The 15,246-nt window shown below is 25.3% G+C and carries 17 protein-coding genes; 2 read left to right on the forward strand and 15 right to left on the reverse strand.

Annotation, left to right across the window (positions count from 1 at the left end):
* Position 1: 1 nt before the first annotated feature.
* The 7 genes from AC5LG6_RS02220 to AC5LG6_RS02250 form a co-directional block, all read right to left on the reverse strand.
* Positions 2-949 carry a FecCD family ABC transporter permease gene (locus AC5LG6_RS02220; RefSeq protein WP_498585575.1) on the reverse strand — a complete coding sequence of 316 codons (948 nt, stop codon included), beginning with the start codon at positions 947-949 and terminating at the stop codon, positions 2-4.
* Positions 946-1,647, reverse strand: coding sequence for an ATP-binding cassette domain-containing protein (locus AC5LG6_RS02225; RefSeq protein WP_498585576.1), 702 nt, complete (start codon positions 1,645-1,647; stop codon positions 946-948). The genes AC5LG6_RS02220 and AC5LG6_RS02225 overlap by 4 nt, the downstream gene beginning before the upstream one ends.
* On the reverse strand, positions 1,625-2,467 hold the full coding sequence (locus AC5LG6_RS02230) for an ABC transporter substrate-binding protein (protein WP_498585577.1): 843 nt from the start codon (positions 2,465-2,467) through the stop codon (positions 1,625-1,627). The genes AC5LG6_RS02225 and AC5LG6_RS02230 overlap by 23 nt, the downstream gene beginning before the upstream one ends.
* 1 nt (position 2,468) lies before the next feature.
* Entirely contained in the window at positions 2,469-4,292 is a 1,824-nt protein-coding gene (locus AC5LG6_RS02235) for a TonB-dependent receptor plug domain-containing protein (protein WP_498585578.1), read from the reverse strand.
* Positions 4,293-4,307: 15 nt separating this feature from the next.
* Positions 4,308-4,478: a hypothetical protein gene (locus AC5LG6_RS02240; RefSeq protein WP_181403660.1), complete on the reverse strand. Its 171-nt coding sequence runs from the start codon at positions 4,476-4,478 to the stop codon at positions 4,308-4,310.
* Positions 4,479-4,614: 136 nt separating this feature from the next.
* Positions 4,615-5,325, reverse strand: coding sequence for a sulfite exporter TauE/SafE family protein (locus AC5LG6_RS02245; RefSeq protein ID WP_066359182.1), 711 nt, complete (start codon positions 5,323-5,325; stop codon positions 4,615-4,617).
* Positions 5,325-5,822, reverse strand: a complete 498-nt coding sequence (locus tag AC5LG6_RS02250; protein WP_066168793.1) for a hypothetical protein — start codon at positions 5,820-5,822, stop codon at positions 5,325-5,327. Before AC5LG6_RS02250 ends, AC5LG6_RS02245 begins: the two co-directional genes overlap by 1 nt.
* Positions 5,823-6,121: 299 nt before the next feature.
* On the opposite strand from AC5LG6_RS02250, the gene AC5LG6_RS02255 reads away from it, so the two are divergent.
* Positions 6,122-6,751, forward strand: a complete 630-nt coding sequence (locus AC5LG6_RS02255) for an HAD family hydrolase (protein ID WP_066157258.1) — start codon at positions 6,122-6,124, stop codon at positions 6,749-6,751.
* 9 nt (positions 6,752-6,760) lie between these two features.
* On the opposite strand, the gene AC5LG6_RS02260 is transcribed toward AC5LG6_RS02255, so the two are convergent.
* Positions 6,761-7,441: a pseudouridine synthase gene (locus AC5LG6_RS02260; RefSeq protein ID WP_498585579.1), complete on the reverse strand. Its 681-nt coding sequence runs from the start codon at positions 7,439-7,441 to the stop codon at positions 6,761-6,763.
* A gap of 53 nt (positions 7,442-7,494) precedes the next feature.
* On the opposite strand from AC5LG6_RS02260, the gene aat reads away from it, so the two are divergent.
* Positions 7,495-8,169 (forward strand): leucyl/phenylalanyl-tRNA--protein transferase, encoded by a 675-nt coding sequence (gene aat / locus AC5LG6_RS02265; protein ID WP_498585580.1) that lies wholly within the window; start codon positions 7,495-7,497, stop codon positions 8,167-8,169.
* Here aat and AC5LG6_RS02270 read toward each other — a convergent pair whose 3' ends face one another.
* The 7 genes from AC5LG6_RS02270 to AC5LG6_RS02300 all read right to left on the reverse strand — a co-directional run bounded on the left by AC5LG6_RS02270 (position 8,170) and on the right by AC5LG6_RS02300 (position 14,103).
* Complete coding sequence (locus AC5LG6_RS02270) at positions 8,170-9,585, reverse strand: 4Fe-4S binding protein (protein WP_498585581.1); 1,416 nt, start codon at positions 9,583-9,585, stop codon at positions 8,170-8,172.
* Positions 9,586-9,596: 11 nt separating this feature from the next.
* Complete coding sequence (locus AC5LG6_RS02275) at positions 9,597-11,672, reverse strand: TonB-dependent receptor (protein WP_498585582.1); 2,076 nt, start codon at positions 11,670-11,672, stop codon at positions 9,597-9,599.
* Between the two features lie 64 nt (positions 11,673-11,736).
* Positions 11,737-12,096 (reverse strand): DCC1-like thiol-disulfide oxidoreductase family protein, encoded by a 360-nt coding sequence (locus tag AC5LG6_RS02280; RefSeq protein ID WP_498585583.1) that lies wholly within the window; start codon positions 12,094-12,096, stop codon positions 11,737-11,739.
* Between the two features lie 15 nt (positions 12,097-12,111).
* Positions 12,112-12,681: a TlpA family protein disulfide reductase gene (locus tag AC5LG6_RS02285; RefSeq protein ID WP_066404977.1), complete on the reverse strand. Its 570-nt coding sequence runs from the start codon at positions 12,679-12,681 to the stop codon at positions 12,112-12,114.
* Positions 12,678-12,968, reverse strand: a complete 291-nt coding sequence (locus tag AC5LG6_RS02290) for a hypothetical protein (protein ID WP_066359174.1) — start codon at positions 12,966-12,968, stop codon at positions 12,678-12,680. Before AC5LG6_RS02290 ends, AC5LG6_RS02285 begins: the two co-directional genes overlap by 4 nt.
* A complete protein-coding gene (locus AC5LG6_RS02295) occupies positions 12,968-13,621 on the reverse strand; it encodes a DsbA family protein (RefSeq protein WP_066222316.1) in 654 nt (217 codons plus the stop codon). The genes AC5LG6_RS02290 and AC5LG6_RS02295 overlap by 1 nt, the downstream gene beginning before the upstream one ends.
* 56 nt (positions 13,622-13,677) lie before the next feature.
* Entirely contained in the window at positions 13,678-14,103 is a 426-nt protein-coding gene (locus AC5LG6_RS02300; RefSeq protein WP_309146501.1) for a disulfide oxidoreductase, read from the reverse strand.
* Positions 14,104-15,246 lie beyond the last annotated feature (1,143 nt).

The following is a 15,246-nucleotide window of genomic DNA, read 5'->3' on the forward strand; positions in this document are numbered from 1 at the left end:
TTTATTTACGTATTAAAAGATATACAAAAAATGGAGCTCCAATAAAAGCAGTTACAACACCTATTGGTAAGCTTGAAGCTGTTGGTAAAACTCTTGAAATTAAATCACAAAAAACTAAAAAAGTTCCACCAAAAAATAGTGTTGGTATAAATAGTTTAGTTGCACTTTGCTTATATATTAGTTTTACAATATGAGGAATTACAAGCCCTACAAAGCCAATAGGTCCTGTAAAACTAATACAAATACCAACACAAATAGTAATAAAAAGAAGTAAAATCAAAATAGTTTTATTTACATTTAAACCTTTTAAAAAAGCCATATCATTTGATATAAGAAGTAAATTTATACTATTTTTCATTTTATAAATAAAAATAATAAGACAAATTGCCACAACAAATACAACAAAAGAAGCAATAAATCCAACTGTATCAAGACTTCCCAAAGTAAATCTTACTATTGAATAGTTTTCTTGAAGATTACTCATAAAAAATATAAGCATAAGTGCTGAACTATAAAAATATGATAAGGCAATTCCTATTAGAAGCATCGAATTTGTCGAACTTATAAGTTTATTAGAGCTTATCTTTTTAGAAATTATAAATAGAATTAAAATAGTAACAAGTGATCCAAAAATACTAGAAAAAAATAGTGGTATCAAAGGAAAAAAAACTATAGAAATAGCTGAAAATAGTGTTGTTCCACTTGCAATTCCTAAAGTATATGGAGTTATTAACTCATTTTTAAAAACTATTTGAAAAATTAAACCACCCATAGCCAAAATTGAACCTACAAAAAATGCCAAAATAACTCTAGGAACTCTTAAGTCCCAAAAAACGGTAGATAAACTATCATTTAAACTGAAAATATCTTTAATATTTATTGTAATTTCTCCTAAAAAAGGAGATATAATTATAATCAAAATAGCAAAAATATATAATATTTTTTTCATAAATCAAGCACCAAATGTGAGTCTAAAAGTTTTAAATTTTCACCATAAAATCTATTTAAATTCTCTTGTATAAAAAATTCACTACGAGAGCCAAAAAATTTCAAAGAACCTTTTTGTAAAAACAGTACTTTGAAATCTTTTAAAGCATAAGCAAAATCAAGATTATGTGTAATTACTATTTTTTGAGAAAGTAAGCTTGAATTTAAAATATCAAAAACATCTTTTACTCTATTTAAATCCAAATTTGCAGTTAATTCATCAAAAATTGTAATCTTTGCATTGTGTAGTAAAGAACTAGCAAGAAGTAAAAGTTGCTGCTCTCCTGAACTTAAATCTACACAAGAGTTTAATTTTAGATCTTCAAGTTTTAGTAAAGATATAATTTTTTCTATATCTTCTATATTTTTTTCTTCTATAATTGATAGTTTTAAATACTCTAAAACATTCAAATATTCATCAAATATTTCAAAACGACTAGGTATATAATTTATATATTTTGCTCTATCATATGAGCTTAAATCTTTTATATTTTTACTTTCAAAAAAAAGATTAGAAGATGGTAAAAGATTTGATAAAACTTTTGCTAAAGTTGATTTACCTGCTCCATTTTCACCTAAAATAAGTAAGTTTTCATTTTTTTCTAAAATAAAAGATATATCTTTTAAAATAAAATTACTAAAATTTTTTAGCTCTAACATCTTCTAAAATACCTTTAAAATCATCTATTAAATATTTTACTCTGTGACTTGATATTCCTGAATATTCATCATCTATTATAAAAATATTCTCTTGTTTACTTGCAGTTACTGGTAACTTTTTCCAAAGATTTAACATATCATCTTTTTCTTTATCATCTTTTAAATATGGTGCTAATAATATAATAATATCTGGATTTAAAGTAATCAATTTTTCACTATTTATTGAAGGTTGTGATTTTAAACTTGATTGATAGGCATTTATATTGTTACTAGCTTTTATAATATCTTCAAAATATATAAAATTTCCTACTACAAAAATCTGATTTGATAGAGTACTTTGTGGACTTATTACTATAAGGATTTTTTGATTTTCTATAATATTTTTTAAAGATTCCAAACTATTTTCTATCTGATTATTTAAATCTTTTGCTTCTTCGTTTTTATTGAAAACTTCACCTAAATCTTTTATTGTAAACTTAATATCCTCTAAACTGTTCGTTTTATAAACCAAAGTTTTAAAATTTAAATCTTTTAAACTTTGGTTTAATTTTTTATCATAATCTTGATTTAATATAATAGTTGGATTTAAGTTTACAACTTTTTCCAAGCTAACACTTCCATATCCTCCAACTTTTTGAATATTTTTTGACTCAATTGGAAAATCACAAAACTCCGTATTTGCAATAATTTTATCTCCTAAACCCAAAGCAAAAACTATCTCATTTACAGCAGGACTTAGAGTAATAACTCTATCATTTGCAAATAAAATATTTAAAAAAGAGATATTAAAAAAAATTAGAAAATATAGTAGTTTTTTCATATTAGAAACTAGCCTTTATACCTAAATATGCTGCTCTTTGACTTGTAGCATATCCATCAACTATTTGATAATCTTTATTGAACATATTATCAAGTTTTATATAAGTTGAGAAGTTTTTATTTGCTTGATAATCAATAACTGCATTCCAGATTGTATAGTTTCCTGTTTTTACATCAGGATTTCCCCAGTTTATATTTGGACTATAACGAGTACCAATATATTCTCCATTTATATTAATATGAAAATCTTTTAAACCATAGTAATCAACTCCAAAATTAAACTTATTTGTTGGTCTATTTAGAAGTTTATCTCCATTTGCATCTTTTGCACTTAAATTTGTATAACTTAAATTTAAAAGTAAATCTTCAATTACTTCATTTTTATAGGCAATTTCAGTACCTTTAAATTTACTATCTCCTTCAATATTTTTATTTTGATAAGTCCATGGAGCTATTTCTATAGACTGTATTAAATTATTAACTTTTGTATTAAAGTAAGTTATAGAAAAACCTTTGTACTCAATCCCGACATCATAAGATTTTGTTTTTTCAGGATTTAAGTCTGGATTTCCACCCCAAGATGTTTTATATAATTGTATAAAAGATGGAGTATTGTATCCTGTTCCATAATTAGTGCTAATATTTAAATCATCAATAATATACTGTTTTATTCCTATTTTTCCAGTTGTTTTATTTTCAAAATCACTATATCTATCATATCTTAAAGCTTCAGTTATAATAGTTTTATCATCAAAAAACTTATTTGTATTTGTGATATAAATAGCTTTGCTATTATATTTTCTATTTATATCTTCTTTATCTTCAAATCCTTTATAATCAGCTCCTATTATAAAAGATGAAGAGCTTTCTAAATAAGGAATAATAGATTTAATACCATATTCTCTTATATCAGTTTTATTTTTTGAATTATAAGTTTCTGCATATGTTTCATTTTTAAATCTTGAATAATTTGTATAAATGTTTGTAGTAGCAAAACTATTTTTATTTTCATAATTTAAACTAACTATACTATTCATTAAATCTGTATAAGCTGATGAGTTTCTTGATGAATCATCAAAATTTATTTTTGCATCAATTATTTCATATGAAGTTGAAACTCTATTACTATCATCAAAGTTATATCCTAATTTAAGATTTACTGTTGTATTTTCATATCCATCATCTTCATAATTTTTTGCTTCACTACTTTTTGGAGATTTAGCTGAAAAACCATCTGTATCAACTCTAGTAGCACTTAATTTTGCATCAAAACTTTCATTTTTGTGTGAAACATTTAGTTTAGCAATTTTTGAGTCATATCTTCCAGCTTCAAGATTTATATTTGCATATGTTCCATCTTTTGCACTTTTTGTAATAATATTTATAACCCCAGCACTAGCATCTGCTCCCCAAATACTACTTTGAGCACCTTTAATTACTTCTATTCTTTCGATATCATTTATCATAAGATGTGCAAAATCAACAGAACCATCATATGGATTATTATATCTTATTCCATCGATTAAAACTAAAGTATTTGTACTTTTCATCCCTCTTAAGTAAACTTGAGTTAAAGTTCCAATTCCACCATTACTTGAGATACTAACTCCTGAAAGAGAATTTAAAGCTTCAATTACTGTTTTAAACTTTCTTGACTCAATATCTTCTGCTGTTATAACATCAACATTTGCTGTAACATTTTTTAATTTTTCTTCTGATTTTGTAGCACTTGAAATAGTAATTTCATCTAAAGAGCTTGTTTGTTGTGAGTATAAATTTGTTGCTATTAAAAAGCTTGCAACTAAGCTTACATTTATTTTTTTCATTTTTGACCTTATTTTTTATAAATTATTTGTTGAATATTGTTTGATTGGTTTTAGTTCAGTTTTTATTAAACTATTTTTTATATTTGGTAATTTTTCTAAATAGTTATCAAATTTTGAATAAAACATATTAAATTTTGCATTTGATGTTGCCATTAAAATACCAAAAAAGCTAAAATATCTTTTCATTTTTTCCTCCTTTTTAAATTTTGTTCCCCAATTTAAAAAGGGAACCTTTCATATTTGTCTACTTTTAAACATAATTTTAAAAAAATTATTAAAGTAGCAAATCTCTAAAGAGCTTCAAGAATGAAGCCTAATAATTTTATATATGACAATTTAGTATTGATTTTGTTGGGTCAATAATATATTCATAACCTTTGTACGCTATATATATTCCAAAAATAATTACTAAAATAGAAGCTATTTTTATAAAAATATCTCTTAAATTTGATTGCTTAAAAAATCCAACAAAAAATCCTAAGAAAAATAGTGCTGGAATAGTGCTAAGTCCAAAAATAAACATAACAACTGCACCCCAAAAAGCACTTCCTGTACTTGCAGCTGTAATTGCAAAAGCATACACGAAGCCACAAGGTAAAAGCCCATTTAACATACCTAAAAGATAGAAACTAAACAAAGAGTTAGATGTTAAAAGATTTTTGAATGTTTTTTGATAAAGTGGTGATTTTGAACAACTATGCTCCAAAATAGTTAAAAATTTTATTTTTCCTAAAAGCGAAAATCCAACTATTACCATCAAAAAACCAGTTATTAATAAAAAAACTCCACTTGTAGTATTTGAGAAAGTTACAACTCCACCAATAAAACCAAAAATAGCTCCTAAAATTGTATATGTTGTAACTCTTCCAAAAGAGTACAAAAGATGAGCAACACTTTGAATAGTTTTTGAATATTCACTTTTTATTTTTGTACTAGAATACGCTACAACTATTCCTCCACACATTCCAATACAATGCCCAAAAGAGCCTAGAAGAGCTATTGATATAATTGAAATAAGGCTAAAAGTTTCCATTAATGTTTATGTTCTTTATGTTGCGGATTTGCTAAAGTCTGTTTTCTCAAAACTCTTAAGCTCATCTCTTCAAAATCTATAAAACCATCTTGATTATTTTCATAAGCTCCAAAACCATATCTCATTGGAGTTATTTCATTTGTACTATAAAAAGCAGTTTTCCCATCTATATATCTATTTGTATCTTTAGTCATAACAAAAATTTTAACACTATTTTTAAAATCTTTATTATTTAACCAATTTGCCATTCCACCATGATCATGAAAAAACCAAGTTTTTCCATCTTGTGAAATCACTTGAGAAGCAAAAGTTAAATCATTAATAATCATTCCACAATCACTATCTTGATACTTACCTAAAATTATTTCAAGTGGAGTTTGAGAAACATTACCCTCTTTTATTACTACCATTTTTTGCTCTTTTGCCATAGATATAAATATTATTACAATTATTGCGATTATTAAAACAACTGTTAATATCGGTAAGATTTTCTTCATATGTCTCCAAAATATAATAAATTTAGGGGTGATTGTATCTTTTTTGGCATAAAAAAAAGCTTTGCAGAGGGAAAAACTGCAAAGCTTATATAATATAAATTCATTTCAAAAAAAGTATAGGATACTATAAAAAAATTGTATTTAATTGTAGGAGGATTCAATACAAATATCCTATGAAAGAATTATAATAAAAGAAATATTAAAATAAGATAAAATTTGTCTTATTTAGCAAGAAAATATTTTTAACTTCTTACTAATATAAAAACTATATAATGTTAAAGCCATTTTAAGGGGTTTTTATGAGAATGATTATTTTTGATATGGATGGAACGCTAATAAATAGCGGACATGCAATTGCAAATACAGTAAATTATGTAAGAGAAAATTTAGGGCTTGAAAAATTTGAACATGATTTTATCTTAGAACATGTAAATGATATAAATATAAATAGTGCAGAGTTTTTTTATAATCAAAAAGAGTTTACACCTTTAGTAACAAACCTTTTTGAAGAGTATTATAATCAAAACTGTTTGAATGATTTAGTAATTTATGATGGAATTAAAGATATTCTTGATGATTTTAAAAATGATTTTAAATTTTGTATAGCAACAAATGCAAATTCAAATGCTGCTAAAAAAATGTTATCTCATCTTGAAATAGATAGATACTTTTCTACAATTTTAGGATACAACGATGTTGCTAAACCTAAACCAAATCCAGATATGGTAAATGTTTTACTTGATAAATATAATACAAAAAAAGAGAAAACAAAACTTATTGGCGATTCAAATAAAGATATTGCAGCAGCAAAAAAAGCTGGGATTGAAGGGATTTTAGTTAATTGGGGATTTTCAGACCATAAAGAAGATGCACTAAAAACTGTTTGTGAATTAAGAAAAAAAATAGAAACTGAGTTTTTAAAAGCTTGATATTTAGAGTTAGAATTTATCTTCAATAACTCTAAACTCACCCTCTTTTAAATCATCAACTCTAAAACCAGCAAACTCTAATCTATGTAGTTTCACAACTTTATTTCCTGTGTAGGCAAACATTCTTTTTACTTGATGATATTTTCCTTCAACAATTTCAAGATGAACTAACTTATCATTTAAAATAGTAAGTTTTGCTGGTTTTAGTGGCTTTTCTTCTCCATTTAAAATAATATTCCCACTTTCAAAAATCTCTTTCTCATCACCTTTTAGTGGATTTTGTAAAGTCACTTCATATATCTTTTTTACATCTTTTTTTGGGCTTGTAAGTTTATGATTTAACTCCCCATCATCTGTTAATAAAATAGCTCCTGTTGTATCAATATCCAATCTTCCAATAGTTGAAATTTTTGGATTTCTATTTTGCCATCTTTGTGGAAGAAGGGAATAAATTAGCACCCCAGAATCATTATGAGAGCAAATAACACCAGAAGGTTTATTCATTAATATTATAATTTTTTCACTATCAAGTTTTTCCCCATTTACCAATACATCATCATGATTTACTTTAGTGCTTGGATTAAATACCCTATTTTCAAAAAATAAAACTTCATTTTGTTTTAAAAATTTTTTAGCTTCACTTCTACTACAATATCCTAAACTTGATAAATAAGCATCTACTCTTTTCATATTTAAACCTCTTAAAAATTGGATATTAACATAATTTTAAATAAAATGCCAAAATGAAACTACTAGATATTAAAGAAAAAATCTGGCTTTTGGATGATGAAAACTTCAATTTTCCAACATTAGAACAAATGGGTGGTGATTTAGTTGCAATTGGTGGTGATTTTCATCCACAAAGATTACTTAATGCATATGAAAATGGTTTATTCCCTTGGTTTATTGATGATTATAACTATATAAATTGGTATAGTCCACAAAAAAGAATGATTTTATATCCAAATGATTTAAAAGTATCAAAAAGCTTAAAAAAATCAATTAAAAATAGAGGTTTTGAAATAAAATCAAACACAAATTTTGAAAATGTTATAAAAAATTGTCAAAAAGTAAAAAGAAAACATGAAAATGATACATGGATAGATGATAATTTTATAAAAGCTTACACTCTAATGCATAATTTAGAGTTTGCTAATAGTATTGAAGTTTACCTAGAGGGAAAGCTTGTAGGTGGTCTTTATGGACTTATAATAAATGATATATTTTGCGGTGAAAGTATGTTCTCTCTTGTAAATGATGCTTCAAAAGTCGCATTTTTTTATCTTTGTAATTGGGCAAAAGAGAATAGTATTAAAATTATTGATTGTCAAGTTTATAATAAACATTTAGAGAGTTTAGGAGCCTATGAGATAAGTAGAGAGGAGTATTTTAAAATTTTAAATACTCCTCTTTTTTGATTATTTTTTATGATTCATATGGTTGTGTGAATTAATTTTCCCATAAGTATCAAATATATAAGCCTTATAAAAATTTAGACTTATATAAAAAATTATAAGAACGGATGCAAATGGAAAAGCTATTATTTTTAAATATCTTTTAGTCTCTATTAATTTTAATCTATTTATCATAATAATAAATGCCCAAATGTATCCTATATGTGTAAAAATATTAAAAATATGTACCCAATCATCTTTTCTACTAGCAAGTGGTTTCATGGTTTCAAATCCTAAACTAAAGGCTTGATTAAAACCATTTACAATATCAGAAGCATAAGAGTAAAAGAAAAACTCTCCAATATGAGACAATCCTCCAATTATAAATAAAGGTGCAAAAGCATATCCTAAAGTATAAAAAGTATTTGAAAATTCAACTCTCATAATTTTTGAGGATATAAATATTCCTACAACACTTAAAAATATTGAAATTACTACCGCATAAATAAAAGCAAAAAGTCCAACAGTATCAATTGAACCAAAATCTATTATAGCTTCAAAATATCTAGCTGTTTTAACCCAAAAAAACTCTTCAACTATTGCACTTCTTCCTAAAGAGTGGTGAAAACTCATTGTAATACTAATAGCTGCTGTTAATAATATTAAAGCCCAAACCTCAGCTTTTGAATTTTTAAATTTATTAAAAAGTGTATTTGATGGTTTTGTAAATTTAAAAGCTACACTCTCACACTCTCTTGCACAATCCATACATAAAGTACAATCTTCCATAGAGTTTTTTTTCTCAAATGTAAATGGTTTTAAGTTATAACTACACACCTTTGCACAATCAAAAGTTCTACAATTTTGACACTCTTGTTTATAAGTCTGTAATTTTGTAAAACCAACTTTTGAATATACTTTTGTAACTGTTCCAATTGGACAAATATATTTACAATATGACATCTCATCATAAAGATAATAAAAAATAGATGCAACAATTGTCATAACAAAAAATAAAATTGCAGTTGAGTATGGTGTTTTAAAAAATTGCGGAAACATATAGTATACAAACCACCAAGCAAAAAATAGTAGTAATAATCCAATAAATGGATTTGCTAATTTACTTGGTATTTTCTTTTTCAAACCGATTTTTGTGATATATTTTCCAATAAAACCATGTGGACAAACTCCACAAAAAACTCTACCAAAAGTAGCTAAAGTTGTAACCATAAAAAATGGCCAAAACAATCCCCAAAAAAGTGCTGTTGTAAATATATTATTCTCTTTTGTAGGATTTATAAATCCAAAACAAATGGCATAAAAAAATAGAAAAAGTACAGATATTTGAGCTATTCTATGAAAAATTTTATTTTTAAACATTATATTTAAAATTGGCATTCCAAATATATCATTTTTGTCTCTTTTTATAAACTTAATCATATCTATCTTCCTTAAAATTTATAATTATATGTAAGCATTGTCATTCTAGGACTTGCTGCTTTATATGAAACTCTTGAACCTGTATCTTTAGAAGCTTCAGAGGCGTAATATTTGTCAAATAAGTTATTTACATTTAATTGAATATTGTGAGCTTTAAACTCATACCCAATCATTAAATCTGTAATAATATAACCTTCATACTTTTGTGTATTTGCATTATCCATGTAGTAACTTTCAAAAGTTCTTGTTGTAACTCTTGTTTTGAAACCGTTTTGGTTATAAGCTAAATATAGTGCATATTGATTTTTTGGAATTGATGGTAGATAGTTTCCATCTCTTGAAACTAAATTGGCTCCTACTTTCTCATTAAATTTATCAAATTTAAATTTACTATAAGCATAAGATCCACCAACTTCTAAAGTTGATGTTAAATCATAAGACAGATTAAACTCTAAACCTTTTTTATTAGTTTTTCCTGCATTATCATATATAGAATCACCACTTGCATCTTTTATCTGTATAATCTCATCATCTACATAGTTTTGATATAAAGCTAAATCATAAGATAGATTGTTTGTTCTTGTTTTTACTCCAACTTCATAATTTGTACTAGATGATTTTTTTAAATCACTTGTCTCATCTAGCTCACTTGTTGTTGGAGCTTGATTAGCAAATGCAACTGAAGCATATAGATTTGTAAAATCACTTATTGCATAACTAGATCCTAGTTTTGATGATAAAAGTGTAAAAGAGTTATCAATGTTATAATCTCCTTGTCCAGATATATATTTACCTGTTGAATAATCATACTTAGTTATTTCATTACCTTCTATATCAAATTTTAATTTATCAACTCTTGTGCTAATATCAAAACCTAAATCATCATTTACTTTAAAACTCTCCATTAAATATATACCATATAAAGCCGTTTTAGAGTCTTCAATATTTGCTAAACTACCTTTCTCATTTGATAATGTTTTACTAATTCTTCCACCAAAACCTTTAGAATAATCTCTATACTCATACTTCTTAGCATCTCTTGTTTTATCCATTTTTAAAGTTAATCCACCAACAAACATTGCATCTTGTTTAAATAGATTATGTGATATATTAAACTCTAAATCTGTTCCAAAAACTTTATTATCATCACTATCATTAATCAATCCTGTAACTGGATGAAAATGCTCCCAAGAGTTAAAATACAATCTTGGTTTTAATAATATATCTCCTATCTCTTTCTCATATTTACTACTAAATGAGAATATTTTAGAGTCTCTAGCACTATTTTGCCAAGTGTATGAAGTATTATGTTGTTCTCCACTTCTTTTAAACTCATCAAACTCAGTTTGATTCATAGATGCTGGAAGATTTAAATTTGATTCTGTATAAGATATTTCATTCTCTATTGATGAGTAATCTTTAAATATATGTCCATATTTTAAAGTTGCTTGAGTAGTATCAAACTCATTATTATCTCTCCATGAGTTATCAATTTTTCTTTTACTAAGAGTTAATGATACAAAATTGTTTTCATCAAGTTTCTCTCTTAGTTTAATATTTACATTTCTTTGATTCTCATTTCCAACACCAAATTTTATACGATTCTTATCCTCTTCAAATACTGATTTTGTAATAAGCTGAATTACTCCACCTGTTGAATTAATTGCATTTATTGAACCAGGTCCTTTTTGAACCTCTATACTTGAAACATCTTGCATATCTATAAAATCAAATCTTGTAAATGAATCTGGATCTGTCATAGGAATTCCATCTTTCATAACCATTATCTCTCTTACACCAAATCTAGCTTTTAATCCAGCACCTCTAATAATTAATTTTGGACTAGGACTATTTGAAGTTGATTCTGCTATTACTCCAGGAATTGTTTGTAGTGCATCTTGTACATTTAAGATATTTTTATCCTCTATTGTTTTTTCATCAACTACAGCAATACTTTCACTAATATCTTTTGTTGCTTTTTCATATTTTGTAGCTGTTACAGATACTTCATCTAAAATAGTTCTATCTTCCGCAATTATATTAGTGTGTAAAATAATACATACAAATAATGAATATTTTAATTTCATAAATTTAATCCTCCTTAAGATTTATGAAATTATTTCTAAGATCTGTTAATTTATCGTTAATATTTTAAATATTAGATTTTTTATTTAAAAGATACAGAAGTAGTTTTCTAGCTGTAAGTAAAGATTTATATAATAATTTACTGAAAAAATTATCATATTTAAAGAAAAAGTGTAGTTTTCCTAAAAAAGTATCTTTATTTACAACACTATTTAAAAATTCCAAGGCTTTTGAACCTTGGAAAAAATTATCTTTAAAATTTACTATAAATCCATTGTTAATATCAAATTTTGAATCTATATTTTTATCTTCTCTTACATTTTTTAGAATTAATTCATAACTATCTTTTAACTTCAAATATCCTACATAACTATTACAAAATGGACACTCTTTATCATAATATATAGTTATTTTTTCTTTAATCATAAAATCTAAGTTTGATTAATTTTCCATAGCAATTTTTAGATATTTTTCTAACTCTTCTTTTGGTACATTTCCTACAAATTTATGTATAAATTTTCCACTTTTTGAAAACAAAAACATCTCTGGAACTTTTGTAACACCTAATTCATCTGCTAATTTTTGATTCTCTTCGCCCATTGTAATTGGATAATTAATTTGATACTCTTTAATAAACTCTTTCATTTCTTCAACAGTTTTTTCATCTTGGAAAAGTACTGAAACAATCTCTAAACTATCAGAGTATTTATCTTTTATCTCTCTTAATTTTGGAATTGTTTCAATACAAGGTGGACACCAAGTTGCAAAAATATCTACTATAACAGCTTTTTTACCTTTAAACTCATCAAAATCTAGTCCATCTTTTGATGTTTTAAATCCAATAAATTTTTCATCTGTTGTTAATAAAACAAAAGAAGTTGGTTCAAACTCTTTTTTTTCTGCCTCTATTTTTGTTTTTGCTAGTGATTTTGCATCAATAGATGAACTACTATCACAAGCTGTAAATAAAAAAACAAAACTACTTAAAACTATAATTAATACTTTTTTCATTCATTCTCCATTTTTGATAACTCTTCTAAAACAACTTTTATTTCATGTTTTTCAAAAAATATATTTCTTGATAATTCATCATTTACTCTTTTTAGAAACTCTATTTTATTACTTCTTTGTAACTCTTTATCATCTTTTGACTCATTTAAAATTTTTAAAAGAGCAATTTTATATCGATTTATTATGTCTAATTTACTTTGTGTTTTTTTTAATATATTTTTATTTGTAAAATATATAAATAAAACAACTAAAATAATAGTTAAAACAGCTGTTCCTAAATACTCCATTATTTATAAATCTCTTTTTCTACTAAATCAAATAGAGCTTTTTGTGATAAAGAATTTAATAAAACTCCATTTACAAAAAGTGTTGGCGTTCCTCTTACTCCTAAAGCTGTTGCATCAGCTCTATCTTGAGCAATGATTTCATCAATTTTTGGATTATTCATATCAACTTTTAACTTCTCAATATCCAAATCAGGAATCTCTTTTAAAAATTGCCATAAAAGCTCTGGTTTATCAACAGAAGAATAATGTGAAGCCCATAAAGAGTGCTTTTCAAACATCATATTTAAAACATCTTCGTATTTACCTTGAACTCTTGCTGCTTCAAGCATTTGAATTGTAAGTCTAGAGTTTTTATGATTATCCAAATATTTCACGACAATTTGGATATCTTTGTAATACTCTTTATATAACTTCTTAACAACTTCTGAATATATAGCGCATGATTCACACTCTGGATCTAAAAACTCAACAACACTAATATTTTTTTGATTATCACCCATTTTATAAGAGTAATCTCTTAAAAGTAGTTCATTTATATTTGGTGTCGTAGCTACTTGTTCAACTTTTTGCTCACTTTTATAAAAAAATGAAAATCCAATAAAAAGTAGTAAAACCAAAACCAAAGAACCCAAAACCAAAACTTTATTTTGCATATAATTTCCCTTCAAAAATTTTTGTAAAACTCTAACTTAAAAAAGATAACAAAAGATTAAGAAACTCTTCTTTTATAAGCTATTAATAGGATAAAAATAGTTAAAAAAGCAATAAAAGATAGTAAAGGAATCGTAATAAATCCAAAATAGTTCAGATAATCAACACTACAAGGTACTCCACTAATACAAGGGGATAGAGTTTCAGGTATTATTTTTAAAATCAGTAAATTGTGATAAATTGATATAAACAAACCAATAATTACAAGAGGAAAACTATATTTAAAAACTTTATCATCTGGATACAATAAGTTAATTAAAAATATAAAAACTAATGGATACATAAAAATTCTTTGGTACCAACATAAACTACAAGGAATAAAATGCATAATTTCAGAGAAAAAAAGACTTCCTAACGTTGCAAATAAAGAAATAATAAAAGCAAAAAATAGATAATTCAAAACAAAAATCCTTTTAAAATTCAAATAAGTTTTATTCTATCAAAATAAAGTTTTTTTAATGAAACCCTATTTTATGGGTTTTTGATACATTAATTTTCTTTGCTTTTTTTTGAATTACGTTACAAAATCTTACAAAAATTGTAACAAAAAAAGGCTTATGTTATCTTTTCTTTTTGATCCTTTTTGAAAATACAAAAAGGATATAGAAAGCAATCTTTTAGTTGCTTTCGTAGTGGTGGTTTTGTTTTTGATGTCCTCCTCTAACTTCCATAGTTGAAAGATTGGAAGCCATAAAAAGGTTGGAAACATTTAACAAGCAAATCTTTCCCTCTATAAGTGACTCCCCTATAAGGGGATGGGGGTGTCTTCCCCAAAAAGACCATAAGGTTTTTTGGCTAGGGAATAATGGATATCTAGGTCTTTATTACAATATAATAATCAACATCTTAAAAGTTAAATTATCTTTTTTTAATAATAAATAATAATCAAAGTCTTAAAAATCAAACTATCTCTTTATTAAAAAATCTTTGATGATGCTATGCAAATAAAGTCCTTTAGGGCAAAAAAAAGCGAGTGGTCTAATGATTGTTAAGCTATGCTTAACCCCATAAAAACAACGTTTTTAGAGCCTTCAGGCTCGAATGGGCCTAGACCATTTAAGTCTTTTTTTGTCTTTAAAATATCTTAAAAGAATGGCTCTAAACACTTATAAAATATCTTCGTGTAAAAGTTGCAATTATTTAATTATTGATTGTTTTCGTATAAATTGCAACATCTTATAAATGTAATATCTTAAACTTTTCTAAAAAATATCTTATCTTATAAATATAATATCTTAAACTTTTTTGTAAAATATCTTAAATGTGCTTTTTGTAATACAATAAAACTTAATATAAAATATCTTAAATATATAATAAAAAAAATCTTACAAAAAAATATCTTATCTTTAAAATTTAACATCTTCAATCAATAAAAAAAAGAAAACACAAAAAGAAACTCTAACCTTTTTAATAACTAACAAAAAGAGAGCATAAATAAAACATATATGTTTAAAATTTGAAATGACTTTGTCCCTCCTTTTTTTTGTTTACAAAAAAAACATCAAAGACTTTTTATAAAAATACTATTTGTATTAATTCATAGTTTTTTATTTTTCCGATCCGCTCT

This window comes from Arcobacter thermotolerans (genome assembly GCF_983172305.1).

What these genes read in the sequence shown, in the direction of transcription:
- AC5LG6_RS02255 (WP_066157258.1), top strand. Translation starts at nt 6,122, where the DNA reads ATGAGAATGATTATTTTTGATATGGATGGAACGCTAATAAATAGCGGA.
- AC5LG6_RS02225 (WP_498585576.1), bottom strand. Translation starts at nt 1,647, where the DNA reads ATGTTAGAGCTAAAAAATTTTAGTAATTTTATTTTAAAAGATATATCT.
- AC5LG6_RS02220 (WP_498585575.1), bottom strand. Translation starts at nt 949, where the DNA reads ATGAAAAAAATATTATATATTTTTGCTATTTTGATTATAATTATATCT.
- AC5LG6_RS02245 (WP_066359182.1), bottom strand. Translation starts at nt 5,325, where the DNA reads ATGGAAACTTTTAGCCTTATTTCAATTATATCAATAGCTCTTCTAGGC.
- AC5LG6_RS02235 (WP_498585578.1), bottom strand. Translation starts at nt 4,292, where the DNA reads ATGAAAAAAATAAATGTAAGCTTAGTTGCAAGCTTTTTAATAGCAACA.
- AC5LG6_RS02240 (WP_181403660.1), bottom strand. Translation starts at nt 4,478, where the DNA reads ATGAAAAGATATTTTAGCTTTTTTGGTATTTTAATGGCAACATCAAAT.
- AC5LG6_RS02270 (WP_498585581.1), bottom strand. Translation starts at nt 9,585, where the DNA reads ATGATTAAGTTTATAAAAAGAGACAAAAATGATATATTTGGAATGCCA.
- AC5LG6_RS02290 (WP_066359174.1), bottom strand. Translation starts at nt 12,968, where the DNA reads ATGGAGTATTTAGGAACAGCTGTTTTAACTATTATTTTAGTTGTTTTA.
- AC5LG6_RS02230 (WP_498585577.1), bottom strand. Translation starts at nt 2,467, where the DNA reads ATGAAAAAACTACTATATTTTCTAATTTTTTTTAATATCTCTTTTTTA.
- AC5LG6_RS02260 (WP_498585579.1), bottom strand. Translation starts at nt 7,441, where the DNA reads ATGAAAAGAGTAGATGCTTATTTATCAAGTTTAGGATATTGTAGTAGA.
- AC5LG6_RS02250 (WP_066168793.1), bottom strand. Translation starts at nt 5,822, where the DNA reads ATGAAGAAAATCTTACCGATATTAACAGTTGTTTTAATAATCGCAATA.
- AC5LG6_RS02275 (WP_498585582.1), bottom strand. Translation starts at nt 11,672, where the DNA reads ATGAAATTAAAATATTCATTATTTGTATGTATTATTTTACACACTAAT.
- AC5LG6_RS02285 (WP_066404977.1), bottom strand. Translation starts at nt 12,681, where the DNA reads ATGAAAAAAGTATTAATTATAGTTTTAAGTAGTTTTGTTTTTTTATTT.
- AC5LG6_RS02280 (WP_498585583.1), bottom strand. Translation starts at nt 12,096, where the DNA reads ATGATTAAAGAAAAAATAACTATATATTATGATAAAGAGTGTCCATTT.
- AC5LG6_RS02295 (WP_066222316.1), bottom strand. Translation starts at nt 13,621, where the DNA reads ATGCAAAATAAAGTTTTGGTTTTGGGTTCTTTGGTTTTGGTTTTACTA.
- aat (WP_498585580.1), top strand. Translation starts at nt 7,495, where the DNA reads ATGAAACTACTAGATATTAAAGAAAAAATCTGGCTTTTGGATGATGAA.